Origin of the sequence: Pseudomonas sp. P108 (assembly GCF_032613195.1) — a bacterium.
Taxonomy (GTDB): Bacteria; Pseudomonadota; Gammaproteobacteria; order Pseudomonadales; family Pseudomonadaceae; genus Aquipseudomonas.
This window is the reverse complement of the sequence record NZ_CP126691.1, coordinates 5,686,549-5,713,538: the sequence shown is the minus strand read 5'-3', so window position 1 is coordinate 5,713,538 and position 26,990 is coordinate 5,686,549. Positions and strand designations below refer to the sequence as shown.

At 59.3% G+C, this 26,990-nt stretch carries 27 protein-coding genes; 20 read left to right on the top strand and 7 right to left on the bottom strand.

Features of this window, described 5'->3' with window-relative positions:
• Positions 1 to 47: 47 nt before the first annotated feature.
• Positions 48 to 1,016, bottom strand: a complete 969-nt coding sequence (locus QOM10_RS25185) for a polyprenyl synthetase family protein (RefSeq protein WP_127929839.1) — start codon at positions 1,014 to 1,016, stop codon at positions 48 to 50.
• A gap of 239 nt (positions 1,017 to 1,255) precedes the next feature.
• Here QOM10_RS25185 and rplU point away from each other — a divergent pair, with 239 nt between their 5' ends.
• The 5 genes from rplU (at position 1,256) to QOM10_RS25160 (ending at position 4,999) form a co-directional block, all read left to right on the top strand.
• On the top strand, positions 1,256 to 1,570 hold the full coding sequence (rplU, locus tag QOM10_RS25180) for a 50S ribosomal protein L21 (RefSeq protein WP_003176051.1): 315 nt from the start codon (positions 1,256 to 1,258) through the stop codon (positions 1,568 to 1,570).
• Between the two features lie 34 nt (positions 1,571 to 1,604).
• Complete coding sequence (rpmA, locus tag QOM10_RS25175) at positions 1,605 to 1,862, top strand: 50S ribosomal protein L27 (RefSeq protein ID WP_003176049.1); 258 nt, start codon at positions 1,605 to 1,607, stop codon at positions 1,860 to 1,862.
• Between the two features lie 193 nt (positions 1,863 to 2,055).
• Positions 2,056 to 3,279, top strand: a complete 1,224-nt coding sequence (gene cgtA, locus QOM10_RS25170) for an Obg family GTPase CgtA (RefSeq protein ID WP_150706882.1) — start codon at positions 2,056 to 2,058, stop codon at positions 3,277 to 3,279.
• 123 nt (positions 3,280 to 3,402) lie between these two features.
• A complete protein-coding gene (proB, locus tag QOM10_RS25165; RefSeq protein WP_150751790.1) occupies positions 3,403 to 4,521 on the top strand; it encodes a glutamate 5-kinase in 1,119 nt (372 codons plus the stop codon).
• 10 nt (positions 4,522 to 4,531) lie between these two features.
• Positions 4,532 to 4,999: a CreA family protein gene (locus tag QOM10_RS25160; RefSeq protein WP_122607899.1), complete on the top strand. Its 468-nt coding sequence runs from the start codon at positions 4,532 to 4,534 to the stop codon at positions 4,997 to 4,999.
• A 181-nt stretch (positions 5,000 to 5,180) separates the two neighbouring features.
• Here the strand turns inward: QOM10_RS25160 and rpsT are convergent, their stop codons facing one another.
• A complete protein-coding gene (gene rpsT / locus QOM10_RS25155; protein WP_003228351.1) occupies positions 5,181 to 5,453 on the bottom strand; it encodes a 30S ribosomal protein S20 in 273 nt (90 codons plus the stop codon).
• A 252-nt stretch (positions 5,454 to 5,705) separates the two neighbouring features.
• On the opposite strand from rpsT, the gene murJ reads away from it, so the two are divergent.
• The 6 genes from murJ to ispH all read left to right on the top strand — a co-directional run bounded on the left by murJ (position 5,706) and on the right by ispH (position 13,190).
• Entirely contained in the window at positions 5,706 to 7,244 is a 1,539-nt protein-coding gene (gene murJ, locus QOM10_RS25150) for a murein biosynthesis integral membrane protein MurJ (protein WP_316917131.1), read from the top strand.
• 129 nt (positions 7,245 to 7,373) lie between these two features.
• A complete protein-coding gene (ribF, locus tag QOM10_RS25145; RefSeq protein WP_008078544.1) occupies positions 7,374 to 8,312 on the top strand; it encodes a bifunctional riboflavin kinase/FAD synthetase in 939 nt (312 codons plus the stop codon).
• A 13-nt stretch (positions 8,313 to 8,325) separates the two neighbouring features.
• Positions 8,326 to 11,157 carry an isoleucine--tRNA ligase gene (gene ileS / locus QOM10_RS25140; protein ID WP_316917130.1) on the top strand — a complete coding sequence of 944 codons (2,832 nt, stop codon included), beginning with the start codon at positions 8,326 to 8,328 and terminating at the stop codon, positions 11,155 to 11,157.
• Complete coding sequence (gene lspA, locus QOM10_RS25135; protein ID WP_053123968.1) at positions 11,150 to 11,662, top strand: signal peptidase II; 513 nt, start codon at positions 11,150 to 11,152, stop codon at positions 11,660 to 11,662. The genes ileS and lspA overlap by 8 nt, the downstream gene beginning before the upstream one ends.
• Positions 11,663 to 11,669: 7 nt before the next feature.
• The gene (fkpB, locus tag QOM10_RS25130; protein WP_316918399.1) at positions 11,670 to 12,107 is read left to right on the top strand and encodes an FKBP-type peptidyl-prolyl cis-trans isomerase; all 438 of its coding nucleotides are present in this window, start codon (positions 11,670 to 11,672) and stop codon (positions 12,105 to 12,107) included.
• 138 nt (positions 12,108 to 12,245) lie between these two features.
• Positions 12,246 to 13,190, top strand: a complete 945-nt coding sequence (gene ispH / locus QOM10_RS25125) for a 4-hydroxy-3-methylbut-2-enyl diphosphate reductase (protein ID WP_007909838.1) — start codon at positions 12,246 to 12,248, stop codon at positions 13,188 to 13,190.
• On the opposite strand, the gene QOM10_RS25120 is transcribed toward ispH, so the two are convergent.
• Positions 13,162 to 13,716: a GspH/FimT family pseudopilin gene (locus QOM10_RS25120; protein WP_316917129.1), complete on the bottom strand. Its 555-nt coding sequence runs from the start codon at positions 13,714 to 13,716 to the stop codon at positions 13,162 to 13,164. The genes ispH and QOM10_RS25120 overlap by 29 nt on opposite strands.
• Before the next feature lie 130 nt (positions 13,717 to 13,846).
• Here QOM10_RS25120 and QOM10_RS25115 point away from each other — a divergent pair, with 130 nt between their 5' ends.
• Genes QOM10_RS25115 through thiO form a run of 7 tightly spaced genes read left to right on the top strand, consistent with a single transcriptional unit; the run spans position 13,847 to position 20,618 of the window.
• The gene (locus QOM10_RS25115) at positions 13,847 to 14,320 is read left to right on the top strand and encodes a GspH/FimT family pseudopilin (protein ID WP_316917128.1); all 474 of its coding nucleotides are present in this window, start codon (positions 13,847 to 13,849) and stop codon (positions 14,318 to 14,320) included.
• Entirely contained in the window at positions 14,317 to 14,766 is a 450-nt protein-coding gene (pilV, locus tag QOM10_RS25110; RefSeq protein WP_150774970.1) for a type IV pilus modification protein PilV, read from the top strand. The genes QOM10_RS25115 and pilV overlap by 4 nt, the downstream gene beginning before the upstream one ends.
• Positions 14,763 to 15,476 carry a PilW family protein gene (locus QOM10_RS25105; RefSeq protein ID WP_150774969.1) on the top strand — a complete coding sequence of 238 codons (714 nt, stop codon included), beginning with the start codon at positions 14,763 to 14,765 and terminating at the stop codon, positions 15,474 to 15,476. The genes pilV and QOM10_RS25105 overlap by 4 nt, the downstream gene beginning before the upstream one ends.
• Positions 15,477 to 15,487: 11 nt before the next feature.
• Positions 15,488 to 15,967 carry a PilX N-terminal domain-containing pilus assembly protein gene (locus QOM10_RS25100; protein WP_160041880.1) on the top strand — a complete coding sequence of 160 codons (480 nt, stop codon included), beginning with the start codon at positions 15,488 to 15,490 and terminating at the stop codon, positions 15,965 to 15,967.
• Positions 15,954 to 19,043 (top strand): pilus assembly protein, encoded by a 3,090-nt coding sequence (locus QOM10_RS25095; protein WP_160041878.1) that lies wholly within the window; start codon positions 15,954 to 15,956, stop codon positions 19,041 to 19,043. Before QOM10_RS25100 ends, QOM10_RS25095 begins: the two co-directional genes overlap by 14 nt.
• A gap of 15 nt (positions 19,044 to 19,058) precedes the next feature.
• The gene (locus QOM10_RS25090; RefSeq protein WP_038361678.1) at positions 19,059 to 19,460 is read left to right on the top strand and encodes a type IV pilin protein; all 402 of its coding nucleotides are present in this window, start codon (positions 19,059 to 19,061) and stop codon (positions 19,458 to 19,460) included.
• A gap of 57 nt (positions 19,461 to 19,517) precedes the next feature.
• Positions 19,518 to 20,618: a glycine oxidase ThiO gene (gene thiO, locus QOM10_RS25085; RefSeq protein WP_127929829.1), complete on the top strand. Its 1,101-nt coding sequence runs from the start codon at positions 19,518 to 19,520 to the stop codon at positions 20,616 to 20,618.
• A 116-nt stretch (positions 20,619 to 20,734) separates the two neighbouring features.
• Here thiO and QOM10_RS25080 read toward each other — a convergent pair whose 3' ends face one another.
• The 4 genes from QOM10_RS25080 to QOM10_RS25065 form a co-directional block, all read right to left on the bottom strand.
• Positions 20,735 to 22,081, bottom strand: a complete 1,347-nt coding sequence (locus QOM10_RS25080; RefSeq protein ID WP_127929828.1) for a sigma-54-dependent transcriptional regulator — start codon at positions 22,079 to 22,081, stop codon at positions 20,735 to 20,737.
• Entirely contained in the window at positions 22,078 to 23,667 is a 1,590-nt protein-coding gene (locus QOM10_RS25075; protein ID WP_316918398.1) for a sensor histidine kinase, read from the bottom strand. Before QOM10_RS25075 ends, QOM10_RS25080 begins: the two co-directional genes overlap by 4 nt.
• A complete protein-coding gene (locus tag QOM10_RS25070; RefSeq protein WP_127929827.1) occupies positions 23,657 to 23,899 on the bottom strand; it encodes a PP0621 family protein in 243 nt (80 codons plus the stop codon). Before QOM10_RS25070 ends, QOM10_RS25075 begins: the two co-directional genes overlap by 11 nt.
• 126 nt (positions 23,900 to 24,025) lie before the next feature.
• Positions 24,026 to 25,042 (bottom strand): outer membrane protein assembly factor BamD, encoded by a 1,017-nt coding sequence (locus QOM10_RS25065; protein WP_316917127.1) that lies wholly within the window; start codon positions 25,040 to 25,042, stop codon positions 24,026 to 24,028.
• A gap of 151 nt (positions 25,043 to 25,193) precedes the next feature.
• On the opposite strand from QOM10_RS25065, the gene rluD reads away from it, so the two are divergent.
• Both rluD and pgeF read left to right on the top strand, forming a co-directional pair.
• Positions 25,194 to 26,156 carry a 23S rRNA pseudouridine(1911/1915/1917) synthase RluD gene (rluD, locus tag QOM10_RS25060; RefSeq protein WP_016986220.1) on the top strand — a complete coding sequence of 321 codons (963 nt, stop codon included), beginning with the start codon at positions 25,194 to 25,196 and terminating at the stop codon, positions 26,154 to 26,156.
• Complete coding sequence (pgeF, locus tag QOM10_RS25055; RefSeq protein ID WP_316917126.1) at positions 26,153 to 26,875, top strand: peptidoglycan editing factor PgeF; 723 nt, start codon at positions 26,153 to 26,155, stop codon at positions 26,873 to 26,875. The genes rluD and pgeF overlap by 4 nt, the downstream gene beginning before the upstream one ends.
• Positions 26,876 to 26,990: the final 115 nt, after the last annotated feature.

Genomic DNA, 26,990 nt, shown 5'->3' with positions numbered 1-26,990 from the left:
CTGGCAGATCGCTTTCGCGAGCAAGCTCGCTCCCACAGTGGGCAGAATCAGTGCGTACGGGCGACCGCAAACTCACTCAGTTCAACCAGCGCATCCCGATATTCACTGGCCGGCAGTGCATCGAGGCACTTGATCGCACGGGCCACGTAATCACGGGCCAGTTGCGCGGTGTACTCAAGCGAGCCGGAGGCTTCCACAGCAATGCGGATGCTTTCCAGGTCTTCGATCCCGCCTTTCTGGATCGCCTGACGAACCAGTGCAGCCTGTTCAGCCGTACCTTCACGCATGGTGTAGATCAGCGGCAGGGTCGGCTTGCCTTCGGCCAGATCGTCACCGACGTTCTTGCCCAGGGTTTCCGCGTCGCCCTTGTAGTCGAGCAGGTCGTCGACCAACTGGAACGCCACACCGAGGTGATCACCGAAAGTACGCAGCGCTTCGCTCTGCTCGGCGGAGGCACCGGCCAGTGCCGCAGCACTGTGAGTCGAGGCTTCGAAGAGCATCGCGGTTTTGCCGCGGATGACTTCCATGTAGGTTTCTTCGGTAGTGCTGGCGTCGCGCACCTTGGACAGTTGCAGCACTTCGCCTTCGGCGATGATGCGCGTGGCCTGGGAAAGGATCTTCATCACCGGCATCGAGCCCAGTTCGACCATCATTTCGAACGAGCGCGAGTACAGGAAGTCGCCGACCAGCACGCTTGGGGCGTTGCCCCACATGGCGTTGGCGGTCGAGCGGCCACGGCGCATGCCGGACATGTCGACCACGTCGTCATGCAGCAGGGTCGCAGTGTGCAGGAATTCGATGGTGGCGGCCAAAAGACGCATGTCGTCGCCTTCGCGACCCAAGGCCTTGCCACACAGCAACACTAATAAAGGACGCAGACGTTTGCCGCCGGCCGAGGTAATGTAATCGCCGATTTTCGATACCAGCGGTACTCGGGAAGTCAGCTGCTTCTTGATGATGCCGTCGACGGCGCTAAAATCGTCCGCCACCGCGCGGTAGAAAGCTTGGGGTTGCATCAGCGAGAGTCGCTCCAGAAGGGTTGCGCGGCATGCTAGGACTCACATCCAGAGCTGTCAAGGCGCGATGGACGGCTACTTGCGCGTCTCTCGCGGCTTGCGTACAATCGCGCACCCTGAACTTCCTGGGCAGCACCTGCCTTACGCAATTGCAACGGGCCTTCCAGCCTTATGCAGCCATGCCAGCCAATACCTCTTCTTATAAAGAGCTGGGTGAGCAGGATTATCGGAGAAATACCATGTCTTATGCAGTAATCGTTACTGGCGGCAAGCAGTACAAAGTCGCCCCAGGTGAATACCTGAAGATCGAAAAACTGGAAATCGCTACCGGCGAATCCGTTACCTTTGATCGCGTTCTGTTGGTTGCCAATGGCGACGACGTGAATATCGGCGCTCCAGTTGTTGCTGGCGCTACCGTTGTGGCTGAAGTGATCTCCCAAGGTCGTCACGATAAAGTTCGCATCATCAAGTTCCGTCGTCGTAAGCACCACATGAAGCGTATGGGCCACCGCCAGTGGTACACCGAGATCAAAATCACCGGTATTCAGGCTTAATTTCAGCCTAATTCCTCACTAGGAGAATTGACTCATGGCACACAAAAAAGCTGGTGGTAGTACCCGTAACGGTCGCGACTCAGAAGCCAAACGCCTTGGCGTTAAGATGTATGGCGGCCAGAAAATCATTCCGGGCAACATCATCGTGCGTCAGCGCGGCACCCAATTCCACGCTGGCTACGGCGTTGGCATGGGTAAGGATCACACCCTCTTCGCGAAAATCGAAGGCGTGATCAAGTTTGAAGTAAAAGGCGCGTTCAACCGCCGTTACGTGAGCGTTGTCGCAGCTTAATTGCGCGATCGCTGGAAAAGCCCTGTCTCGCGACGGGGCTTTTTCGTTTGTGGGGTGAGTCTCTTGCAAAACTGTTTGTATGGGCTGTCGGTGTGCGATGCAGGTCGTGTTTTGGGGTCGCTGCGCTCATTTTTGCAAGAGTCTTATGTCTTGATTGTTTTTCGGCTCGTCCGTATGGCGAGAGGCGTTGGTTATGAAGTTTGTTGATGAAGTATCGATTCGCGTAAAGGCTGGTGACGGCGGCAATGGTGCCATGAGTTTCCGTCGGGAAAAATTCATCGAAAACGGTGGCCCGAACGGCGGTGATGGCGGTGACGGCGGTTCCATCTACATGATGGCTGACGAAAACCTCAACACCCTGGTCGACTACCGTTACACCCGGCACTTCGACGCCGAGCGTGGCTCCAACGGTGGCAGCACTGACTGCACCGGTAAAAAAGGCGAGGACCTGATCCTGCGCGTGCCGGTCGGCACCACGGTGATCGACTCTGCTACCCAGGAAGTGATCGGCGACCTGACCAAGGCTGGCCAGAAACTGATGGTAGTGCAGGGTGGCTGGCACGGTCTGGGTAACACCCGTTTCAAATCCAGTACCAACCGTGCGCCGCGTCAGACCACGCCGGGTAAGCCGGGTGAGCAGCGCGACCTGAAACTGGAAATGAAAGTACTGGCTGACGTCGGTCTGCTGGGCTTGCCGAACGCCGGTAAAAGTACCTTCATTCGTTCGGTATCGGCTGCCAAGCCGAAAGTCGCCGACTACCCGTTCACCACGCTGGTGCCGAACCTGGGTGTGGTCAGCGTCGATCGCTGGAAGAGCTTCGTCATTGCCGACATTCCGGGTCTGATCGAAGGCGCTTCCGACGGTGCCGGTCTGGGCATTCGCTTCCTCAAGCACTTGGCGCGTACGCGTCTGCTGCTGCACCTCGTCGATATGGCGCCTCTGGATGACAGCAGTGCACCAGACGCCGCTGAGGTGATCGTCAACGAGCTGATCAAATTCAGCCCGTCCCTGGCGGAGCGTGATCGCTGGCTGGTGCTGAACAAGTGCGACCAGATCCTTGAAGAAGAGCACGATGAGCGCGTCAAGGAAATCGTTGAGCGCCTGGAGTGGACCGGTCCGGTCTACGTGATCTCGGCCATCGCCAAGATCGGCACCGAGCGTCTGTGCCATGACATCATGCGTTACATGGAGGACCGTGCTGATCGTCTGGCCAATGACCCGGCCTACAAGGAAGAGCTGGCCGATCTCGATCAGCGCATTGAAGACGAAGCCCGCGCGCAACTGCAGGCGCTGGATGACAAGCGTGCCCTGCGTCGCAGCGGCGTGAAGTCGGTCCATGACATCGGCGATGATGACTGGGACGAAGAAGATGTGGATGACGAAGACGGTCCGGAAATCATTTACGTGCGTGACTGATTCGTTGCAGTAAACTTAAGCGCCGCTCAATCGAGCGGCGTTTTAGTATCTGGAAATCGCAAGTCACAAATAACGTCATGGGCGGCGCTGGGTCGCGCAGCCCTCAAGCTAAGGTTGAAGATGATGCGGAGCAAGGTGACAGGTGCGCAGCGTTGGGTCGTGAAGATCGGCAGCGCTTTGCTGACAGCTGATGGCAAAGGGCTGGATCGCGCGGCAATGGGTGTCTGGGTCGAGCAGATGGTGGCCTTGCATGAGGCTGGCGTCGAGTTGGTGCTGGTGTCCTCTGGGGCGGTGGCGGCCGGCATGAGTCGTTTGGGCTGGACCGCACGACCCAGTGCGATGCACGAGCTTCAGGCGGCTGCGGCTATCGGCCAGATGGGCTTGGTGCAGGCGTGGGAATCAAGCTTCGCCGAGCATGGTCGGCACACAGCGCAGATTCTCCTGACCCATGACGACCTGTCCGACCGCAAGCGTTACCTGAACGCCCGCAGCACCCTGCGCGCATTGGTTGAGCTGAAAGTCATCCCGGTGATCAACGAGAACGACACCGTGGTCACTGACGAAATCCGCTTCGGCGACAACGACACGCTGGCGGCGCTGGTGGCTAACCTGGTCGAGGCGGACCTGCTGGTGATCCTTACTGATCGCGACGGCATGTTCGACGCCGATCCGCGTAATAACCCCGATGCGCAGATGATTTACGAGGCGCGCGCTGATGATCCGACGCTGGATGCGGTCGCGGGCGGCACGGGTGGTGCGCTGGGGCGTGGCGGCATGCAGACCAAGCTGCGTGCGGCACGGCTGGCGGCGCGTTCCGGTGCGCACACCATTATCGTCGGTGGGCGCCTTGAGCGCGTGCTTGATCGCTTGAAAGCGGGTGAGCGCATCGGTACGTTGTTGTCGCCTGAGCGAGGCATGCTCGCGGCGCGCAAGCAATGGCTGGCCGGGCATCTGCAGACCCGTGGCACGCTGGTGCTGGATGATGGTGCAGTGTCGGCGTTGTCTCAGGGCAACAAGAGTTTGCTGCCCGTGGGGGTGAAATTGGTGCAGGGCAGTTTCCGTCGCGGCGAAATGGTGGTCTGTGTGGCGCCGGATGGTCGTGAGATTGCCCGTGGCCTGGCCAACTACAGCGCGCTGGAGGCACAAAAAATCATCGGTCAGTCGTCGGATGCGATTGTCGGTTTGCTCGGTTACATGGCGGAGCCTGAATTGGTTCACCGTGACAACCTGATTCTGGTTTAAGGAAAACTCGATGCGTTTAGCAAAAGGATTGTTGGGCTTGCTGATGGCGATGCCATTGCTGGTCTCGGCCGAGGAAATCGGTCAGGTGTCGACAGTGTTCAAGTTTGTCGGCCCGAACGACCGCATTGTGGTCGAGGCTTTCGATGATCCCAAAGTCGAAGGGGTTACCTGCTACCTGTCGCGCGCCAAGACGGGCGGTGTGAAGGGTGGTCTGGGTCTGGCTGAGGATCGCGCCGAGGCGTCGATCGCATGTCGCCAGGTCGGCCCGATCAAGTTCAAGGGCGAGCTGAAGGATGGCGATGAGGTGTTCAAGGAGCGCACTTCGCTGGTATTCAAAACCATGCAGGTGGTGCGTTTCCTCGACAAGAAGCGCAATACGCTGGTGTATCTGGTCTACAGCGATCGCTTGATCGAGGGTAGCCCGCAGAATGCCGTGACCGCAATCCCGATCCTGCCATGGGTTCCGGTCCAGCAATAACGCCGCAAAACCAACTGTAGGAGCGAGCCTGCTCGCGATGGCGGTATGTCAGTCAATATTGCATCGACTGACACGCCGCCATCGCGAGCAGGCTCACTCCTACATTTTTTTGCGCTGGATTTGTTAAATCACAGGCAATAAAAAACCGACCCTAAGGTCGGTTTTTTAATGACTACGTCGATTAAGCAGCTTCTTTCAGCGCTTTAACGTGGCCATTCAGACGGCTCTTATGACGAGCAGCCTTGTTCTTGTGGATGATGCCTTTATCGGCCATACGGTCGATAACTGGCACAGCCAGAACGTATGCAGCTTGAGCTTTTTCAGCGTCTTTTGCGTCGATGGCTTTAACTACATTCTTGATGTAGGTGCGAACCATGGAACGCAGGCTGGCGTTGTGGCTGCGACGCTTCTCAGCCTGTTTTGCACGTTTTTTGGCGGAAGGTGAGTTGGCCACCGTCGAGCTCCTCGAAAGACTTTTTAGGAAATAGCAAACAAAATAGGCCGCGAATCATGCCGATGAGTTGAAGTCTTGTCAAGGGCACTTGAAACGTTCCGCTAAGTGGTAGGTATAAAGAGGCGGGATATTTATTTCCGGCGCTTGACCTGTAAACTCGCGAGCTTTGGCTCTGTGCTGCTGCGGCGCGGAGTATCGCACAAGTAGGCGCTTTGTTCGCCTGCTGTTTATCGACAGGCACAAATTCCCTCAATGAATCTGCTCAAATCGTTGGCCGCCGTCAGCTCTATCACGATGCTTTCCCGGATTTTGGGGTTTGTCCGTGACACGCTGATTGCTCGTATATTCGGTGCCGGGATGGCGACCGACGCCTTCTTTATCGCCTTCAAACTGCCCAATCTGCTGCGCAGGATCTTCGCCGAAGGTGCTTTCTCTCAGGCTTTCGTACCGATTCTTGCCGAGTACAAAAGTCAGCAGGGTGAAGAAGCGACGCGCACGTTCATTGCTTACGTGTCAGGTCTGCTGACGCTGGTATTGGCGGTAGTGACTGCGCTGGGCATGATCGCCGCACCCTGGGTGATCTGGGCAACGGCTCCGGGCTTTACCGATACACCGGAAAAATTCCAGCTCACCTCTGATCTGTTGCGCGTCACGTTCCCCTATATATTGCTGATCTCGCTGTCGTCGCTGGCTGGCGCGATCCTCAATACCTGGAACCGCTTCTCGGTGCCGGCCTTCGTGCCGACCCTGCTCAATGTCAGCATGATCGTGTTTTCGCTGTTCCTCACGCCGTACTTCGATCCGCCGGTGATGGCGCTGGGCTGGGCGGTCCTGGTCGGCGGTCTGGCGCAGTTGCTCTATCAACTGCCGCACCTGAAAAAGATCGGCATGCTGGTACTGCCGCGACTGAACCTGCGCGATACCGGCGTGTGGCGGGTGATGAAACAGATGCTGCCGGCGATTCTCGGTGTCTCGGTCAGTCAGATTTCGCTGATCATCAACACCATCTTCGCCTCGTTTCTGGTCGCAGGCTCGGTGTCGTGGATGTATTACGCCGACCGCTTGATGGAGTTGCCATCCGGCGTGCTTGGCGTGGCATTGGGGACGATTCTGCTGCCGACATTGGCGAAAACCTATGCCAGCAAGGATCGCCACGAATACTCGCGGATTCTCGATTGGGGCCTGCGTCTGTGCTTTGTGCTGGTGCTGCCCTGTGCGCTGGCGCTGGGGATTCTTGCTGAGCCGCTGACGGTTTCGCTGTTTCAGTACGGTCAGTTCAGCGGCTTTGACGCCGAAATGACCCAGCGTGCGCTGATTGCGTATTCTGTCGGCCTGCTCGGAATTATCGTGATCAAAGTGCTCGCACCGGGCTTTTATGCGCAACAGAACATCCGTACGCCGGTAAAAATCGCAATCTTCACGCTGGTCGTTACGCAACTGTTCAACCTCGTTCTGATTGGTCCGCTGGCTCATGCCGGCCTGGCCCTGGCGATCAGTGCCGGTGCCTGCCTGAATGCCGGGCTGCTGTTCTATCAATTGCGCAAGCAACAGATGTATCAGCCGCAGCCAGGTTGGGCCAAGTTCGGGTTCAAACTGGTGATCGCAGTGGCGGTGATGTCGGCGGTGTTGCTGATTGGCATGCACTTCATGCCAGCGTGGGATCAAGGGCACATGCTTGAGCGCTTCCTGCGTCTGGGCGCATTGGTCGCGGCGGGCGTGGTGTCCTATTTCGGTATGTTGCTGCTGCTGGGTTTCCGCTTGCGTGACTTCAATCGCAAGGCCTTGAGTTAAGGTTTTACCCTTTATAAACAGGCGCGGGCCGGCAGTTTTGTCGGCTCGTTCACTTTGCGTTACGGTGTTGCCTGTCGTCGGCCGTCGGGTGTGGTTATAATCGACCACTTTATGAGCAAGAAGCGCGTTATGCAGCTGGTTCGAGGCCTCCACAACTTGCGCCCCCAGCATCGGGGCTGCGTCGCCACTATTGGCAACTTTGACGGTGTTCACCGTGGTCACCAGGCTATCCTGGCCCGACTGCGTGAGCGTGCGCTCGAGTTGGGCGTACCCAGCTGCGTGGTGATTTTCGAGCCGCAGCCACGGGAATTCTTTGCCCCCGAGACCGCGCCGGCACGTCTGGCCCGTTTGCGCGACAAGCTGCAACTGCTGGCCGCCGAAGGCGTTGACCGGGTGTTGTGCCTGGCGTTTAACCAGCGCTTGAGCAAACTCAGCGCCAGTGAGTTCGTCGATACCATCCTGGTTGATGGTCTTGGCGTGCAGCATCTTGAGGTCGGTGACGATTTCCGTTTCGGTTGCGACCGCCTCGGCGACTTCGATTTCCTGTTGCAGGCCGGGCAGATGCACGGTTTTACCGTCGAAGCGGCGCAAACCGTCGAGCTGGACGGCATTCGCGTCAGTAGCACGCAGGTGCGTAACGCCTTGGCCGCCGCCGATTTTGCCTTGGCCGAACGTTTGCTGGGTCGCCCGTACCGCATCGCCGGTCGCGTGCTGCACGGCCAGAAACTGGCCCGGCAACTGGGTACGCCCACTGCCAACATTCAACTCAAGCGTCGTCGCGTGCCGTTCACCGGGGTGTATCTGGTGGATGTCGATATCGACGGCAAGACCTGGCCCGGCGTCGCCAATATCGGCGTGCGGCCCACGGTACAGGGTGATGGCAAGGCCCACCTTGAAGTCCATCTTTTAGATTTTGCCGGCGATCTGTATGACCGGCGTTTGACGGTGGTTTTCCACCAAAAGCTGCGTGAAGAGCAGCGCTTCGCCTCTCTGGAGGCATTGAAAACGGCGATCAATGCGGATGTCGCCACCGCCCGTGCACTAGCCGCACCTAGCGCCCATCGCTAATGAAGAGCCTTAAATGACCGACTATAAAGCCACGCTTAACCTTCCGGACACCGCCTTCCCAATGAAGGCCGGCCTGCCACAGCGCGAACCGCAGATCCTGCAGCGCTGGGACAGTATTGGCCTGTACGGAAAGTTGCGCGAGATTGGCAAGGATCGTCCGAAGTTCGTTTTGCACGACGGCCCTCCGTATGCCAACGGCACGATCCACATCGGTCACGCACTGAACAAGATTCTCAAGGACATGATCATCCGCTCGAAGACCCTGTCGGGCTTCGACGCGCCGTACGTTCCGGGTTGGGACTGCCACGGCCTGCCGATCGAGCACAAGGTTGAAGTGACCCACGGCAAGAATCTGGGCGCGGACAAGACCCGCGAACTGTGCCGTGCCTACGCCACCGAGCAGATCGAAGGGCAGAAGTCCGAATTCATCCGTCTCGGCGTGCTGGGCGATTGGGCCAACCCGTACAAAACCATGGATTTCAAGAACGAGGCCGGTGAAATCCGCGCCCTCGCCGAAATCGTCAAGGGCGGTTTCGTGTTCAAGGGCCTCAAGCCAGTGAACTGGTGCTTCGACTGCGGTTCGGCCCTGGCTGAAGCGGAAGTCGAGTACGAGAACAAGGACTCCTCGACCATCGACGTTGCTTTCCCGATCGCTGACGAAGCCCAACTGGCTGCTGCGTTCGGTCTGCCGTCGCTGAGCAAACCTGCCTCGATCGTGATCTGGACCACTACCCCGTGGACCATCCCGGCCAACCAGGCGCTGAACGTTCACCCGGAATTCAACTACGCGTTGGTTGATGTCGGCGACAAGCTGCTGGTGCTGGCTGAAGAGCTGGTCGAAGCCTGCCTGACTCGCTACGGCGTTGAAGGTTCGGTCATCGCGACCACCACCGGTAAAGAGCTGGAGCTGATCAATTTCCGTCACCCGTTCTATGACCGTCTGTCGCCGGTGTACCTGGCTGACTACGTCGAACTGGGCGCTGGCACCGGCGTGGTTCACTCCGCTCCGGCCTACGGCGTGGACGACTTCGTGACCTGCAAGAAGTACGGCATGGTCAACGACGACATCCTTAATCCAGTGCAGAGCAACGGCGTTTACGCGCCGTCGCTGGAGTTCTTCGGCGGCCAGTTCATCTGGAAGGCCAACCCGGCCATCGTCGACAAGCTGACCGAAGTCGGTGCGCTGTTGCACACCGCCATCATCAAACACAGCTACATGCACTGCTGGCGTCACAAGACCCCGCTGATCTACCGCGCCACCGCGCAGTGGTTCATCGGCATGGACAAAGAGCCAACCAGCGGCGACACCCTGCGGGTGCGCTCGCTCAAAGCCATCGAAGACACCAAGTTCGTCCCGGCCTGGGGCCAGGCGCGCCTGCACTCGATGATCGCCAACCGTCCGGACTGGTGCATCTCGCGTCAGCGCAACTGGGGCGTGCCGATCCCGTTCTTCCTCAACAAGGAAAGCGGCGAACTGCACCCTCGCACTGTCGAGCTGATGGAAGAAGTCGCCAAGCGCGTTGAAGTCGAAGGCATCGAAGCCTGGTTCAAGATGGACGCTGCCGAACTGCTCGGTGACGAAGCGCCGCTGTACGACAAGATCAGCGACACCCTCGACGTCTGGTTCGATTCGGGCACCACGCACTGGCACGTCCTGCGCGGTTCGCACCCGATGGGTCACGAGAGCGGCCCGCGTGCCGATCTGTACCTGGAAGGTTCCGACCAACACCGTGGCTGGTTCCACTCGTCGTTGCTGACCGGTTGCGCCATCGACAACCACGCGCCGTACCGCGAACTGCTGACTCACGGTTTCACCGTCGACGAAGCCGGCCGCAAAATGTCCAAATCGCTGGGCAACGTGATTGCGCCGCAGAAAGTCAACGACACGCTGGGCGCCGACATCATGCGTCTGTGGGTGGCTTCGACTGACTACTCCGGCGAGATGGCGGTTTCCGACCAGATCCTGCAGCGCAGCGCGGACGCCTATCGTCGTATCCGTAACACCGCGCGTTTCCTGCTTTCGAACCTGAGCGGTTTCAATCCGGCCACCGACATCTTGCCGGCCGAAGAAATGCTCGCGCTGGATCGTTGGGCGGTCGACCGCACTTTGCTGCTGCAACGAGAGTTGCAAGAGCACTACGGCGAATACCGTTTCTGGAACGTCTACTCGAAGATCCACAACTTCTGCGTGCAGGAGCTGGGCGGTTTCTACCTCGACATCATCAAGGACCGTCAGTACACCACTGGCTCCAACAGTAAGGCCCGCCGTTCGGCGCAAACCGCGCTGTTCCACATCTCCGAAGCGCTGGTGCGCTGGATCGCGCCGATCCTCGCCTTCACCGCCGACGAACTGTGGGAATACCTGCCGGGCGAACGCAACGAATCGGTCATGCTCAACACCTGGTATGAAGGTTTGACCGAACTGCCAGCCGACGTTGAACTGGGTCGCGACTACTGGGAACGCGTGATGGCGGTCAAAGTAGCGGTCAACAAAGAAATGGAAATCCAGCGCGCAGCGAAAGCTGTCGGTGGCAACCTGCAAGCCGAAGTGACGCTGTACGCCGAAGACGCGCTGAGCGCCGATCTGGCCAAGCTGAGCAACGAACTGCGCTTTGTCCTGATCACTTCGACCGCAAGCGTTGCGCCGTTCGTTCAGGCTCCGGCCGATGCGGTAGTGACGGAAGTCAGCGGCCTGAAGCTGAAAATCGTCAAATCGGCCTTCCCGAAATGCGCACGTTGCTGGCACTGCCGCGAGGACGTTGGCGTGAACCCGGAGCATCCGGAAATCTGCGGTCGTTGCGTCGACAACATCAGCGGCGCTGGCGAGGTTCGTCACTATGCCTAATGCCGTTGGCCGTTTCGGACGGTTGAGCTGGCTGTGGTTGAGTTTGCTGGTTCTGGTCATCGACCAGGCCAGCAAGTTCTACTTCGAAGGCAAGCTCGAAATGTTCCAGCAGATCGTGATCATTCCCGATTACTTCAGCTGGACCCTGGCCTACAACACCGGCGCTGCCTTCAGCTTCCTGGCTGACAGCTCCGGCTGGCAGCGCTGGCTGTTCGCCCTGATCGCAATTGTGGTCAGTGCGGTGCTGGTGGTCTGGCTCAAGCGTCTGGGCCGCAATGAAACCTGGCTGGCCGTCGCGCTGGCGCTGGTATTGGGCGGCGCGCTGGGCAATCTGTATGACCGCATTGCTCTGGGCCATGTGATCGATTTCATTCTGGTGCACTGGCAGAACCGCTGGTACTTCCCGGCGTTCAACTTCGCCGACAGCGCGATTACCGTTGGCGCGGTGATGCTGGCACTGGACATGTTCAAAACCAAGAAAACCGAAGAGGCCGTTCATGACTGAACAGGTATTGGCTGAGCAACGCATCGGCCAGAACACGGAAGTCACTTTGCACTTTGCATTGCGCCTGGAGAACGGCGACACGGTCGACAGTACGTTCGACAAAGCCCCGGCAACCTTCAGGGTCGGCGACGGCAACCTGCTGCCGGGTTTCGAAGCAGCGCTGTTCGGCTTCAAGGCCGGCGACAAGCGCACGCTGACCGTCGAGCCGGAAAACGCCTTCGGCCAGCCGAACCCGCAGAACGTGCAGATCATCCCGCGTTCGCAGTTCGTCGACATGGAGTTGTCGCCGGGTTTGCTGGTGATCTTCAACGATGCGGCCAATACTGAGCTGCCGGGTGTGGTGAAAGAGTTCGACGACACGCAAGTGACCATCGACTTCAACCATCCGCTGGCGGGCAAGACGCTGACCTTTGACGTCGAGATCATCAACGTTAAAGCGCTGTAAAAATGTGGGAGCGAGCCTGCTCGCGAAAGCGGTGTGTCAGGCGACGTCGATGTTGAATGTCAGTCAGCTTTCGCGAGCAGGCTCGCTCCCACCCAGTTGGTAATTCATTGTTTTCGCGCGCAAGACACGAGGCACAGCATGCAAATCAAACTCGCCAACCCCCGTGGCTTCTGCGCCGGCGTGGACCGGGCGATCGAAATCGTCAACCGCGCCCTGGAAGTTTTCGGGCCGCCGATCTACGTGCGTCACGAAGTGGTGCACAACAAGTTCGTCGTTGAAGACCTGCGCAGCCGCGGAGCGATCTTCGTCGAAGAGCTGGATCAGGTGCCGGATGACGTTATCGTGATCTTCAGCGCTCACGGCGTATCCCAGGCTGTGCGTACCGAAGCCGCCGGCCGTGGCCTGAAGGTATTCGACGCCACTTGCCCGCTGGTGACCAAGGTGCACATCGAAGTGGCGAAATACAGCCGCGACGGTCGCGAGTGCATCCTGATCGGCCACGCCGGTCACCCGGAAGTCGAAGGCACCATGGGCCAGTACGACGGCAGCAATGGCGGTGCGATCTACCTCGTTGAAGACGAGAAAGACGTCGCCGAATTGCAGGTGCATAACCCGGACAAACTGGCTTTCGTTACCCAGACCACGCTGTCGATGGACGACACCAGTCGCGTCATCGATGCCTTGCGCACGCGCTTCCCGGCCATCGGTGGTCCGCGCAAGGACGACATCTGCTACGCCACGCAAAACCGCCAGGACGCGGTCAAGCAATTGGCCGACGAGTGTGACGTCGTGCTGGTAGTCGGCAGCCCGAACAGCTCCAACTCCAACCGCTTGCGAGAACTTGCCGAGCGCATGGCCACGCCGGCCTACCTGATCGACGGCGCCGAAGACCTGCAAAAGAGCTGGTTCGATGGCGTTGAGCGTATCGGCATTACCGCCGGTGCCTCCGCGCCGGAAGTCCTGGTGCGTGGCGTGATTCAGCAATTGCAGGCCTGGGGCGCCACCGGTGCCGATGAATTGGCCGGGCGTGAAGAGAACATCACGTTCTCGATGCCTAAAGAGCTGCGCGTGCGTTCGATCTGACGCTTTTGATCTTTTGACACAACACCTGCTCAGCCTCTTGGCTGTTCAGGCGCACACGACCGGTCGCCGCCAGCACTATCTGGCGCTGGCTGACCGGCTCGCGAGCCGAGCAGACATGTAATGTCCCTGCCTGAAACGCCCGCCCGGGCATCAGCGGTTGCCCCAGACTGCTGAAGCGTACGTAACGACTTACTGACCAATTGCCGACAATTGGCACCTGTGTGTCGCTCACACTTTCTTGCAGCAGCGGATTGCTGTTGTCTTTCGACCCCTTGCCGCTGATATCCAGAATGATCCGCCAGCCCTGACTCCAGTCGCCGTTGATGCCATGGATCACCACGCTCTGATTGCGTGTGATGGCCTGGGTGCGAGCGTTGCGCAGGCCATCGAGCAAGGATTGCGCTGCCTGATCCCGATGGTTCGATTCTCTGAGCGTGGCAAACGCCGGACTGACCAACAGCAGAACAATTGCGCCAATCGCCAGTCCCATAAGCAGTTCGATCAGGCTGAAACCCTGTTGCGGCATGAAAACTCCCTCCGTGGAGTGTGATGAACGGCGCGCTCCGTGCGCCGGGCAGGGCAAATCAACCGACGCGGGCCGGTTGAATGTTCTAGCGTGTAGAAGCAGGTATAGCCGACGGCAACGGAGGGCATTGATGGATCTTCGTACAAAAGGTTTCACGCTGATCGAGTTGTTGGTCGCGGTCGCGATCTTCGTGATCCTGATCACTTTGGCCGTGCCGGCGTTCACCCGATCGATACAGAGCAGCAAGGCTGATACCGAGATGGGCGATCTGCAACGGGCGATCAATTTCGCCAGGCTCGAAGCCATCGACCGTGGCACCACCCTACGCCTGCGCCCAACCGCTGGTGGCAGCGTCTGGACCGGTGAACTGGCGGTCTATGACAGTACTGGCAATCCGGCCAATGTGTTGCGGGTTGTTCCCGCGATGAGCAGCGGCGCGACTCTGACGCTACCCTCAGGAGTGACCGCACTGGATTTCAACAACCTTGGCGGTCTGGCGGCACCGTCGACGGCGGTGGTCATCAGTTACACGCTGGGAACGCAAAGCAGGACGCTGAACGTGTGTTTGAACGGACGAATTCAATTGGGTGGAAGTTGCGGATGAGGGCAGGGAGTCAATACACACAGCAGGGCATGACGCTGATCGAGGTGCTGGTCGCGTTGCTGATTCTGACGGTCGGGCTGCTGGGGGCGGCGGCGGTGCAACTGAATGCGCTGAAGTACACCGACAGCTCGCGGATGACCAGCCAGGCCAGTTTCATCGCCTACGACATGATGGACCGCATCCGCGCCAACTCCGGCGCCGACTACACCGTCACCCCGCCGACCTCGGGCAATCTGAGCGTTGCCCGCGATCAGGACCTCTACGATTTCACCACCAATATCATCAATTTTGGCGGGCCGACGGCGACCGGCAGCATCACCCTCAGTCAGCGGGTCTATACCATCACCATCAACTGGAGCGACGCACGGGCAGCCAACACCGCCAGTGCTCAACGCAGTTTTGTCCTGACCAGTCGCGCAGCAGTTGATCCGGTGGCTACGCCATGAAGCGGCGAAACCGTGGATTCGGTCTGATCGAATTACTCATCGCTTTGGCATTGGGGCTGATCGTGGTGCTGGGCGTGGTGCAGATTTTCATCGCGGCAAAAAACACCTATGTAAGCCAGAACAGTGCCGCGGCGATGCAGGAAGACGCACGGTTTGTGTTGAGCAAAATGATTCAGGAAATTCGCATGGTCGGGATGTTCGGCTGTCTTGGCACCATTACCGATTCGAGCAGTGCGGGTGATTTCAACGCTGCGCAGGTCACGCCGATCAGTTGGGACAATGCCAACCTGAAACTGACACTGGTCACCGCCGATATCGGCAGCGGCGGGGGCACTCCAACCTGGACGGTCGTCTCCGACTGCCGCAATAGCGCAACGGCCTACACCGGGTTGCGATCCCCAGCGAGCGGGCAGATCGCGTTTCCGATCCGGCGTCTGATCTACAGCTTCAGCAACAATCAGATTCTCATGGGCACCGGCAGCGGTACGCCGACCCAGCAGGTGTTGGTGAACAACGTCAGTGCGTTCACCGTGATGTTCGGTCTGGCCAGTACGGCAACGGATGTGGCGGCTTCGACCTACAGCGCCAACCCCGCCGATCCGGCGCGCATTCGCAGCGTGCGGCTGAGCCTGACCCTCAACGATCCGAACAATCGGGTGCGCAATCAAACCTTCAACGTGGTTGCCGCTTTGCGCAACCGCTTGCAGTGAGGGGCGCGGTGATGAGGATGACTCTCCACACCCGTCAGGCGCAGCGCGGCATGGTCTTGCTGGTCAGTCTGGTATTCCTGTTGTTGCTCACCCTGATTGGTCTGTCGTCGATGCAGAGCGCTAACCTGCAGGAAAAAATGGCCGGCAGCGTGAGTCTGCGTAATCAGTCGTTTCAGACTGCCGAGGCGGCGTTGCGGATTGGCGAAAGTGCGGTGCAACTGGACAGTTATTCGCTGGCCGTGTGCAGCGGTACCACGCAATGCGCGCCGCCAGCGGAGTCGTCAGTGGTCAGCTCGGCGGGGCTCAACTCGACTTCCGGGGTCACCTGGATTGCGGCCGGCAATGGATTCTATGGAGTACAGAACATCGGTACGACTCTGACGGCCGTGAACGTACCGAGCAACACCTCGGCGACGTTGTATCGGGTTACAGCGGTCGGCATCGCCGGCACTTCGCGTAGCGTGGTGGAGAGTGTTTATGCGAAGTATTGAGCGCTGCATATCACTATGGATCGGCATGCTGCTGAGCTTCTATCTGGCCGCGCCGGCGTATGCGTTCACGCCTTCCGATTCGCCGCTGTTGAGTGCGGCAGCGGTGCCACCCAACGTCATGCTGCTGATCGACGATTCGGGGAGTATGAACAGCATCATTTATGCGGCTGGCTTCGATCCGACGGCTGATCGCACGCCGGCGCGGCAGTGCAATGCGTTTCTCGGGTTATGCACCCCTCTGAACGCGCCAACGATCACTGGCGATCCTGTGTTTTTATCAAGCCTTCCGACCTCCGGGTGTTCGGGTGGCGCGTACGCGTTTTACAACAACAGTGTCGCGCCACTGTGTCTGAAACTGCCGGACCCTGTGGGTGGCGGCAACACGCGATATACAGGCGACTACATTTCCTACGTCGTCAGTCTGGCCATCAACAATGGCACACGCGATTTCACCACTGGGGCGATTCCCAACGACTACCGAATCAACGTCGCGCGTAACGTGTCGACGGCGCTGGTCACCAGCAATCGCACTTTGCGTATTGGCCTGTCGACTTTCAACCCGGTCACCAACAACGACTCTGGTAATGGCGGTTATATCGCCCGCTCGATCAGCGACTTGGCGCCGGTGTCCGGGAGCGTCACGCAGGCGCAGGCAGACACCAACTACAACGCGCTGATCTCATCGATCAATGGTTTGAGTGCCGTGGCCAACACGCCGTTGGCAGAAACCTACTATGAAATCACCCGCTATATGCGCGGCATGGCGCCGTACTACAACAGCGCGCCCGCGACCTATACCAGTCCGATCCAGTACCGCTGCCAGAAAAATTATGGCGTGGTGATAACCGATGGCTTGCCGACCTTCGACCGTACCTTTCCGAGCAACGACCCATTGGGCGGCAGCCGGTTACCGAACTGGGACGGTGTCAGCAATGACGGCAACAACCTCTATGGCGACAAAGAAGGGGATACGTTGTATCTGGATGATATCGCCAAGTTCGCCTTCGATATCGACATGCGCTCGACCGGTACCGACGCGGCGGGCAAGAGTTGGAACGCGGTGGATTTTCCCAAGCAGAATTTGAACACCTATACCGTGGGCTTCACCGCCGACAACGACATGCTGTCGGACGCGGCCAGTTACGGGCAGGGCAGGTATTACCAGGCGACTGACAGCACCGGGCTCAACGCCGCGTTGTCGTCGGCGTTGAGTGATATCACTTCCAAGGCCGGTTCCGGCGGTAGTGGTGTCACCAGCGGCACCACACTGGCGAGCGGCTCCAGTTACTTTCAGACCAGTTACGACCCCAAGGACTGGCGCGGCACGATCAAGTCCTTCGGCTTCAATGCATCCGGAGCGGTGAATACCTCTGCGGTGCTCTGGACCACTGACACCACTATCGTACCGAGTGCGATCGCACCGACCTATCAGTCGTGGAACACTACAAGCAACGCCGCCGTTGCGCTGGCCTATGGTAATTTTTCCGCGCCCCAGCAGACGACACTCAGCCAAGGCCTGCCCACCGGTATTACCGGTAGTGATCTGGTGGAGTGGAGCAAAGGCACCAACAAGACCGGGCTCAAAGTGCGTAGCGTGTTGCTCGGCGACATCATCAACTCGCCGTTGGTGCTGGCCTCACCGACGGACAAGACAGCCTCCGATCTGTCGGGCGACACCACGTACACCGCTTACCTGACCACCAAAGCGGCAAACATGAATGCCAGTCTGGTGGTGAACGCCAACGACGGTTTCGTCAACGTCATCAACTCGGCCAACGGCAGCCGTCGTTACGCTTATATGCCTTCCAGCGTATTACCGTCGCTGCGGCTGATTGCCGATCCGAACTACTTCAACGGCGTCAGCCACAAGTTTCTGGTCGACGGCCAGGTCGGCGTGTATGACGCCCAGCTCAATAGCGCATGGAAAACCCTGGCCATCGGCGGAACCGGTGCCGGAGGCAAGACGTTCTACGCGCTGCAACTGTTTGACGCTTCGGCGGGTAACGTTTTGCGCGCATTGTGGGAAGTCAGTGCGCCGGCGACTGCAAGCACCGCCAACGCTTTCAATGATCTGGGTTACGCCTACGCACGCCCGGAAGTGGCACGCTTGGCCGATGGTCGCTGGGCTGCTTTCATTGCCAATGGCTACGGCAGCAACTCCGGCGTGGCGGCGTTGTATGTGCTGGACGTACGTGATGGGTCGCTGATCAAGAAAATCGTCATCGACAGTACCGAAACCACTAATGGTTTGTCCTCGGTGAAACTCAAGGTCAACTCACAGAACGTCGTGCAGGCCGCTTATGGCGGTGATTTGAAAGGGCGCTTATGGAAGTTCGACTTGAGCGCGACCTCGACGGACAGTTGGGGTTTAGCGTTTTCCGGCAAGCCGTTATTCACCACGGCGGGCGGGGCGACTCAACCGATCACCGCGCAACCGCTACTGGCGGACAACGCGCTTGGCGGCAAACAGATTTTCGTCGGTACCGGTAAATTCAACGAGACGGCTGACAAAACCAACAAGGATTTGCAGGCGTTCTATTCGGTGTGGGATGCCGATGGCGGCTCCGGAAACATCACTGTTGGCAGTTTGCAGGCGCAGGCGGTGACTGGCGTGTTCTCCGGCAGTACCGGGCAGTTTGTGACAACTACCCAGAACGACACGACCTATCCGGGAGAGAAGGGCTGGTACCTGCCCTTGGTGTATAACAACGCGCTGATCGGTGAGCGCGTGATCAATCAGGCCAGTCTGGTGCTTGGGCGAATCGTCTTCACCACCGCCAGCGTCGATACCACCGATCCCTGTTCCAGTTTCGGAACCGGCAAAGTGGCCGAACTCGATGCGTTCAGCGGTAAGATGCTCAACTATGCGGTGTTCGATACCAACGGGGATGGAGTGGTTGACAGCAGCGACACGATTTCCAGTGGTGTGATATTTACCGGTGGCATTCCGACCCTGAACGCCATCGTCAACGGCGCAACACGCAAAATTGTTAACGATTCCAGCGGTAACATCACCACCCTGGTGGAAAAGGGCGGCGGTGGCAGCCGTCGTATCATGTGGCGACAAATACAGTAAGCGAGAGTTTGAGGCATGCGCAGATTCAACCGAGGCTTCACCCTGATCGAAATCATGATCGTGATTGCGATCATCGGGATCGTCATCACCATCGCCGCACCGAGCTATACCGAGTACCTGAAAAAGGGCCGCCGCGCCGAAGTGGTGTCGCTGCTCTCGGAGCAGGCACAGAGCCTCGAACGCTTCTACACCAAGAACAATGTCTACACCGGTATCACCGGTCTGAGCACGGGCAATGATTTCTACACCCTCACCCCGACCATTGCTGACCAAACCTTCCTGCTGACCGCTACCCGCAAGACGGGTACGTCCATGGCCACCGACAAGTGCGGGGATTTCACCCTGACCAACACCGGTGTCAGAAGCATGAACAACGCGACTACCGGGCTGACCACCAAGGATTGCTGGGGCCGCTGAGACGCTTTCTTTCGGGTGCCTTTTGCGCCCACTGTCTTTTTTACGGTTGGAACAAACATGACCAGGCAACAGCAAGTGGTGATTGTCGGTGGCGGGGTGATTGGCCTGCTGACCGCCTACAATCTCGCCTCCGAAGTGCGCAGCGTGGTGCTGCTCGATCGCTCGAACCTCGGCCAGGAATCGTCCTGGGCGGGCGGCGGTATCGTTTCGCCGCTGTATCCGTGGCGCTATAGCCCGGCAGTCACCGCGCTGGCGCACTGGTCGCAGGATTTTTATCCACAGCTCGGCGAGCGTTTGTTCGCTGACACCGGGGTGGATCCTGAAGTACACACCACCGGCCTGTACTGGCTGGATCTGGACGATGAAGCCGAAGCGCTGGCCTGGGCCGAGCGGGAAAATCGCCCGTTGCGGGCTGTGGATATCTCGGCGGCGCATGATGCGGTGCCGGTGCTCGGTGGCGGTTTCTCCCGGGCGATCTACATGGCGGATGTCGCCAACGTGCGCAATCCGCGCCTGGTCAAGTCGCTGAAAGCGGCGTTGCAGGCATTGCCGAACGTGACCATTCACGAACAATGCGAAGTCAGCGGGTTTGTCCGCGAGAACGGGCGAGTTACTGGCGTCGAGACGTCGAAGGGTGTGATCAAGGGCGATCAGGTCGTGCTGACCGCTGGGGCGTGGAGCGGTGATCTGCTCAAGACGCTGGATCTGACATTGCCGGTCGAACCGGTCAAAGGCCAGATGATTCTCTACAAGTGTGCGGCGGATTTTCTGCCGAGTATGGTATTGGCCAAGGGCCGTTATGCGATCCCGCGCCGAGATGGCCATATTCTGATCGGCAGCACGCTGGAGCACGAGGGCTACGACAAGACGCCGACCGACGTTGCGCTGGAAAGCCTCAAGGCTTCGGCAGTGGAGTTATTGCCAGCGTTGGCCGATGCCGAAGTGGTCGGGCACTGGGCGGGGTTGCGCCCGGGCTCGCCGGAGGGCATTCCGTATATTGGCCGGGTGCCGGGGTTCGACGGGTTGTGGTTGAACTGCGGGCATTACCGCAATGGGCTGGTACTGGCGCCAGCGTCGTGCCAGCTGTTTGCCGATGTGATGCTGGGAAGGGCGCCGATTATTGATCCGGCGCCGTATGCACCGGAAGGCCGTATTTAGTCAGGTATTTCTCTGTAGCCTGGCAGATCGCTTTCGCGAGCAGGCTCGCTCCCACAGTTGATCTTTGTCGTTCACAAAATCCAATGTGGGAGCGAGCCTGCTCGCGAAGGGGGGCCTCAATCCAGGCCCAATTTCTTCAGTCTGTAGCGCATCGATCTGAACGAAAGACTCAACCGCTGCGCCGCCGCCGTACGATTCCAGCGCGTCTCCTCCAGCGCCTGCAAAATCAGCTTCCGCTCAACGTTCTCCAGATAATCCTCAAGATTATCGATCTGGGTCAGATCGGCAATCCCACCATCCGCCGCGCAGTTGCCTTCACTCAAACGTAAATCTTCAGCCTCGATCGTGCGGTTTTCACACAGGGTGTGCGCTCGTTCGAGCACGTTCTCCAGTTCCCGCACATTCCCTGGAAAGCGGTAGTTCTTCAGCGCTTCCAACGCCTGCGGATGCAAGCGTGCTGCCGGTTGGCCGGTGTCCTTGGCCAAACGCTTGAGCATATGTGCCGCCAGCACTTCAATGTCATCACGGCGCTCACGCAGCGACGGCACGCGCAATTCAATCACGTTCAGGCGGTAATAAAGGTCCTGACGAAAACGCTCGGCCGCGACCTCTGCATCGAGATCCTTGTGGGTGGCGCAAAGAATCCGCACATCGACCACGCTTTCCTGCTGGCCGCCGACACTGCGCACGGCTTTTTCCTGAATCGCGCGCAGTAACTTCACCTGCATCGACAGCGGCAAATCCGCCACTTCATCGAGAAACAACGTGCCGCCATGGGCCGCCTGAAACAGCCCGGGTTTGTCCTCGACTGCGCCGGTGAAACTGCCTTTGCGATGACCAAAAAACTCGCTTTCCATCAGCTCCGAGGGAATCGCCCCGCAGTTCACCGGTACGAACGGCTGGCTGGCGCGCGGCCCCTGTTCGTGGATCAGTCGCGCGACCAGTTCTTTACCGCTGCCGGATTCGCCGCTGATGTACACCGGTGCCTGGCTGCGGGCGAGTTTGTCGATCTGTTTGCGCAGGTTGCGCATCGGTGCTGAATCGCCGAGCAAGCGTCGATCAATCGAGGTAGAGCTGCCGCCCGCCGCCGGCATGCGTAGTGCCGTGCCGACCAGCTCGCGCAAGCGAGTGAGGTCCACTGGTTTGGTAAGAAAGTCGAATGCGCCTGCTTTCAAGGCGTTGATCGCCGTTTCCAGGCTGCCATAGGCGGTGATCATCGCCACTGGCAGTTGTGGATAACGCTGCTGAATGTGCTGCACCAGTTCCAGTCCCGTGCCGTCGGGCAGACGCATGTCGGTCAGGCACAGGTCGAATGTTTCGCGATGCAACAGCGCCTGGGCTTCAGTCAGATTGCGCGCGCTGTAGGTGTCGAGTTTCATCCGTCCCAAGGTGATTTCCAGGAGTTCGCGGATGTCCGGTTCGTCGTCGACGATGAGGATTTTTTGCCGTGGGCTCGTGTTCAACTTTGTTTCCGTCCGTGAGCAAAGGTGATGCGAAAGCAGCCGCCGCCTTGGCGTGATTGAAAGTCTAGGCGCGCTTGGTTGCTTTCGCACAGCTCACGGGACAGATAAAGCCCAAGGCCGGTGCCCTGGCTGCTGGTGGTGAAGAACGGTTCGAACAGATGCGTCTGTTCATCGGCAGGCACGCCGGGGCCGTTGTCCTGCACTTCGAGCACCGCCAATTGGCTGTCGGGATCGCTGAACAGGGCCAGCCAGACTTCGGCTTGATCGTGCAGCAGGGCGCTGTGGCGCCAGCCATTGCGCAACAGATTGTCGAGAATCTGCGTGAGCTGATTGGGGTCCATCAGCGTGGTGAAGTCCCCTGAATTGATCCGCAGATGAATCTGCTGGCGCTCGCCCGCCTGTTCGCGGCTTTCGGCAACGAAATTCTCCAGCCACGGCTTGAGATCCAGTCGTTGCGGCGCGCTCTGTTGGCGCCGGGACAGTTGCAGGACGTTTTCGATGACTCGGTTCATGCGCTGGGAGTGATCTTGAATGATCTGCGTCAGACGCCGATCGGCGCTGTCGAGTTCCTCGGACTCCCCCAATAGCTGTGCAGCGTGACTGATGGCACCCAGCGGATTGCGGATCTCGTGGGAGATCCCGGCGGTCAAGCGCCCGAGCGCGGCCAGTTTCAATTGCTGGGCCTGCTGGGCGATTTGCGCAAGGTCTTCGAGAAACACCAGGGTTTGCTGGTTGGGACTTTGCTCGAGGGCAATGAAGCTCGGTTGCAGTTCGAGGCCGTTGCCGGGGATTTTCAGGCTTTGCGGGCGCAAGGTCGGGTTGTTCATCCACAGTTGCAGGCGATCGACCAGCGCACTGGAATAGTCGTCGATCAAATGTCCCTGAAGGTGAGATTGCGCGAGCAGGGTTTGTGCGCTGTGGTTCGCCAGTTGCACCCGGCGCTCCTCGTCGAGGACCAGAATCCCGGTGCGCATGCGTTGCAGGATCAGCGCATTGAGCGCTTCGAGCCCGACCACTTCACTGGCGCGCTGTTCGGCCAATGTTTCGCTGACCTCCAGGCGCCGGATCAGTCCCTGCACCAACAACGAGGCGGCAAAGCACAGGGCGCCAAGGGTGCCGGCTTGCAGGTATTCATTGGCGCTCAGGGGATGGTTGAAGCTCAGCAGGAAACTCGAACCGACGATGCCCAGCGCGCCGATGGCGGCGATCAACAGGCCGATGCGTCGGCGTAGCAAGGTGTTGCTGATCGCCACCGAGACAATCAGCAAATTGCCCAGCGCACTGCCAACACCGCCTGCCGCAAAGAACACACCGCATAAAAGCAGGACATCGACGAGGGCCAGGCTGAACAGCTGCGCCGGCCGTCGGGTGTTCTCAAGGAACACTACCAGCAAGATGTTGAGGATCAGATACAGCCAGCTGCCGCCGCGCAGCAGTTCGTCGTTGGCCGACGTCAGCAGGCGGTTGTCCATGTTGCTGGAGATCAGCAACACCAGGGTGATGCCGACGCTTAAACGGTAAAGATGATAAAGGCGCAGCAGGCGCTGAGCCTGTTTGCTGTCGGCGTGGGTGGCCTCAGCGATCACTGGCACCCGGGCCTTGCTCAAGGTGAGCCTGGCTGCAATACCACTGTTGTTGCACGCTCAGCGCGCGGTCGCGCGGCAGATGCACGCCGCAATGGGCGCAGCGCACCATCGGCGGGGCGTCCTGTTCGCGAGGGGCGCGATTGGACTGAGAGGACGCGGCGGGTGCCTTGAATTTACGCCACAACCATATGGCGGCGAAAATCACGACGATCCAGAACAATAAACGAAGCATGATGAGCGGCTTTCCGACTGATGATCCGGCAGTTTAGCCAAGCTCCCGACCAGCGCACAGCCTATTAATGCGTGGCAATAAAAAAGGGAGATCCGCAGATCTCCCTTTTCTCTACTGCCGGTGCGATCAGTCGAACACGCCGAAAGTCATGTAGCTGAACCACGAGCGGTCGGTGCTGCTCGACTCAGGCTCCGGTTCTTCGATCACGTCGCCGTTTTCGTCCTTAGGCTTGAGCTCGTTCGGGATCGCGTCTTTCGCGTCCTGGAACTGCTTCTGCACGTCCTGGTTGGCGCGGGTTTCTCCCGGCGGCAGCGGTGGACGCGATTCGATCAGGCCCAAAGTGGCTTTGCTCAGGAACGAACGGTTGTCGGCTTCGGCAACCCGTGGCACGAACTGGCCATCTTGCAGGCTCGGGTGGTTCGGGTAGTTGAGCTTCAGGGTTTCGAGGCTGGTGGCCGCCAGTTCGTCCAGGTGCAGACGCTGATAGGCTTCAGTCATTACCGCCAGGCCGTCGGCGACCGATGGGGTTTCCTGGAAGTTTTCCACGACGTAACGACCACGGTTGGCTGCGGCTACATAAGCCTGACGGGTCAGGTAGTAGTCGGCCACGTGAATTTCGTAGGCCGCCAGCAGGTTGCGCAGGTAGATCATGCGCTGCTTGGCGTCCGGCGCGTAGCGGCTGTTCGGGTAGCGGCTGGTCAGCTGGGCGAACTCGTTGTACGAGTCGCGCGCGGCGCCCGGGTCACGCTTGGTCATGTCCAGCGGCAGGAAGCGCGCCAGCAGGCCGACGTCCTGGTCGAAAGAGGTCAGACCTTTCAGGTAGTACGCGTAATCCACGTTCGTGTGCTGCGGGTGCAAACGAATGAAACGCTCGGCGGCAGACTTTGCAGCTTCCGGCTCGGCGTTCTTGTAGTTGGCGTAGATCAGCTCCAGCTGTGCCTGATCGGCGTAGCGACCGAACGGATAACGCGACTCCAGAGCCTTCAGCTTGGCTGTGGCGCTGGTGTAGCTGTTGTTGTCCAGGTCAGTCTGAGCCTGCTGATACAGCTCGGCTTCGCTGAGGTTTTCGTCTACGACTTCCTTCGATGAGCAAGCAGCGGTCAATGCGAGGATGGCGATCAGCAGCAGGTGTTTCACTTGCATGGCGGCTTGCGTCCCTATGACGGCCGCTGTCTTGGGCGGGGCCGTCCTGTTATGATGAGCGCCCCGTTGAAAAGCCTCGGGGCAAAAGACGCCGTATTTAACCACAAGCGCGCAGCCGAAACCAAAAGCTGTGCCGACGCACAGTCAGAGCATGTCCGATAAAATTGAACTTCGCGCAGAGGTGCCGTCCGAATTGGGCGGCCAACGCCTCGATCAAGTCGCTGCCCAACTCTTCGCTGAGCACTCTCGCTCGCGCCTTTCCGCCTGGATCAAAGAAGGTCGCCTGACTGTGGACGGGGCGGTCATCCGCCCGCGCGACATCGTGCACGGCGGTGCCATCCTTGAGCTGACTGCCGAGCAGGAAGCCCAGGGCGAGTGGATCGCCCAGGACATCGAACTCGACATCGTCTATGAAGACGACGACATCCTGGTGATCAACAAGCCTGCGGGCCTGGTGGTGCACCCGGCTGCCGGTCACGCCGATGGCACCTTGCTCAACGCCTTGCTGCACCACGTGCCGGACATCATCAATGTCCCGCGCGCCGGCATCGTGCATCGTCTGGACAAGGACACCACCGGTCTGATGGTGGTGGCCAAGACCATTCAGGCGCAGACCAAACTGGTTACTCAGTTGCAGAGTCGCAGCGTCAGCCGCATCTATGAGTGCATCGTGATTGGTGTGGTCACCGCGGGTGGCAAGATCAACGCCCCGATCGGTCGTCACGGCCAGCAGCGCCAGCGCATGGCGGTGATGGAAGGCGGCAAGCCAGCCGTCAGTCACTACCGCGTGCTGGAGCGCTTCCGTTCCCACACCCATGTACGGGTGAAACTGGAAACCGGTCGTACTCACCAGATTCGCGTGCACATGTCGCACATCAACTTCCCGTTGGTCGGTGATCCGGCGTATGGCGGTCGTTTCCGCATTCCGCCAGCGGCGAACCCGACGATGGTTGAATCGCTCAAGCATTTCCCGCGTCAGGCCCTGCACGCGCGCTTCCTTGAGCTGGATCATCCGACGACCGGTGAACGCATGAGCTGGGAATCGCCGCTGCCAGAAGATTTCGTCTGGCTGCTGACCCTGCTCAAGCAGGATCGCGAGGCATTCGTCGGATGAACTGGCTGACGCCGGACTGGCCTGCGCCGGCCAGCGTCAAAGCCTGCGTCACCACCCGCGAGGGCGGTGTCAGCGAGGCGCCGTTCGACAGCCTCAATCTGGGCGATCATGTTGATGATCGTCCTGAGGCTGTGGCCGAGAACCGTCGGCGCCTGACCGAGCAATTCTCTATACAGCCTGCCTGGTTGCAGCAAGTACACGGCATTGCCGTGGCGCATGCTGATCCGGGCATTGTCGCGACCGCCGATGCCAGCTGGACGGCAACGCCGGGCATTGCCTGCGCGGCGATGACGGCAGACTGTTTGCCGGCATTGTTCTGCGATCGTGCCGGCACGCGTGTCGCGGCCGCTCATGCCGGTTGGCGTGGTCTGGCGGCGGGCGTGCTTGAGGCAACTCTCGACAGCCTCGATGTTCCGGCTGCAGAGGTGCTGGTCTGGCTCGGTCCGGCCATTGGCCCCAAAGCCTTTGAAGTCGGCCCGGAAGTACGGGAAGTCTTCATCAATCAACTGCCTGAAGCAGCAGAAGCGTTCGTACCGAGCGACAATGCCGGCAAGTTCATGGCTGACATCTATAAGCTGGCGCGCCTGCGTCTGGCTGAACGCGGTGTCACCGCTGTTTATGGTGGCGGTTTCTGCACCGTGACCGATCTACGCTTCTTCTCTTATCGCCGTGCCCCACGCACCGGTCGCTTTGCCTCCCTTATCTGGCTCACCCGCTAGACTGTCTGATCTGCATCAACTGCCTGACGCTTGAATCTTGCAGAATCGACCGCATCTATAGCGGTATCTGGCAGGTTTCTTTATTCAGGATGGTTTTTAGGTCCGGCCTGCTCAA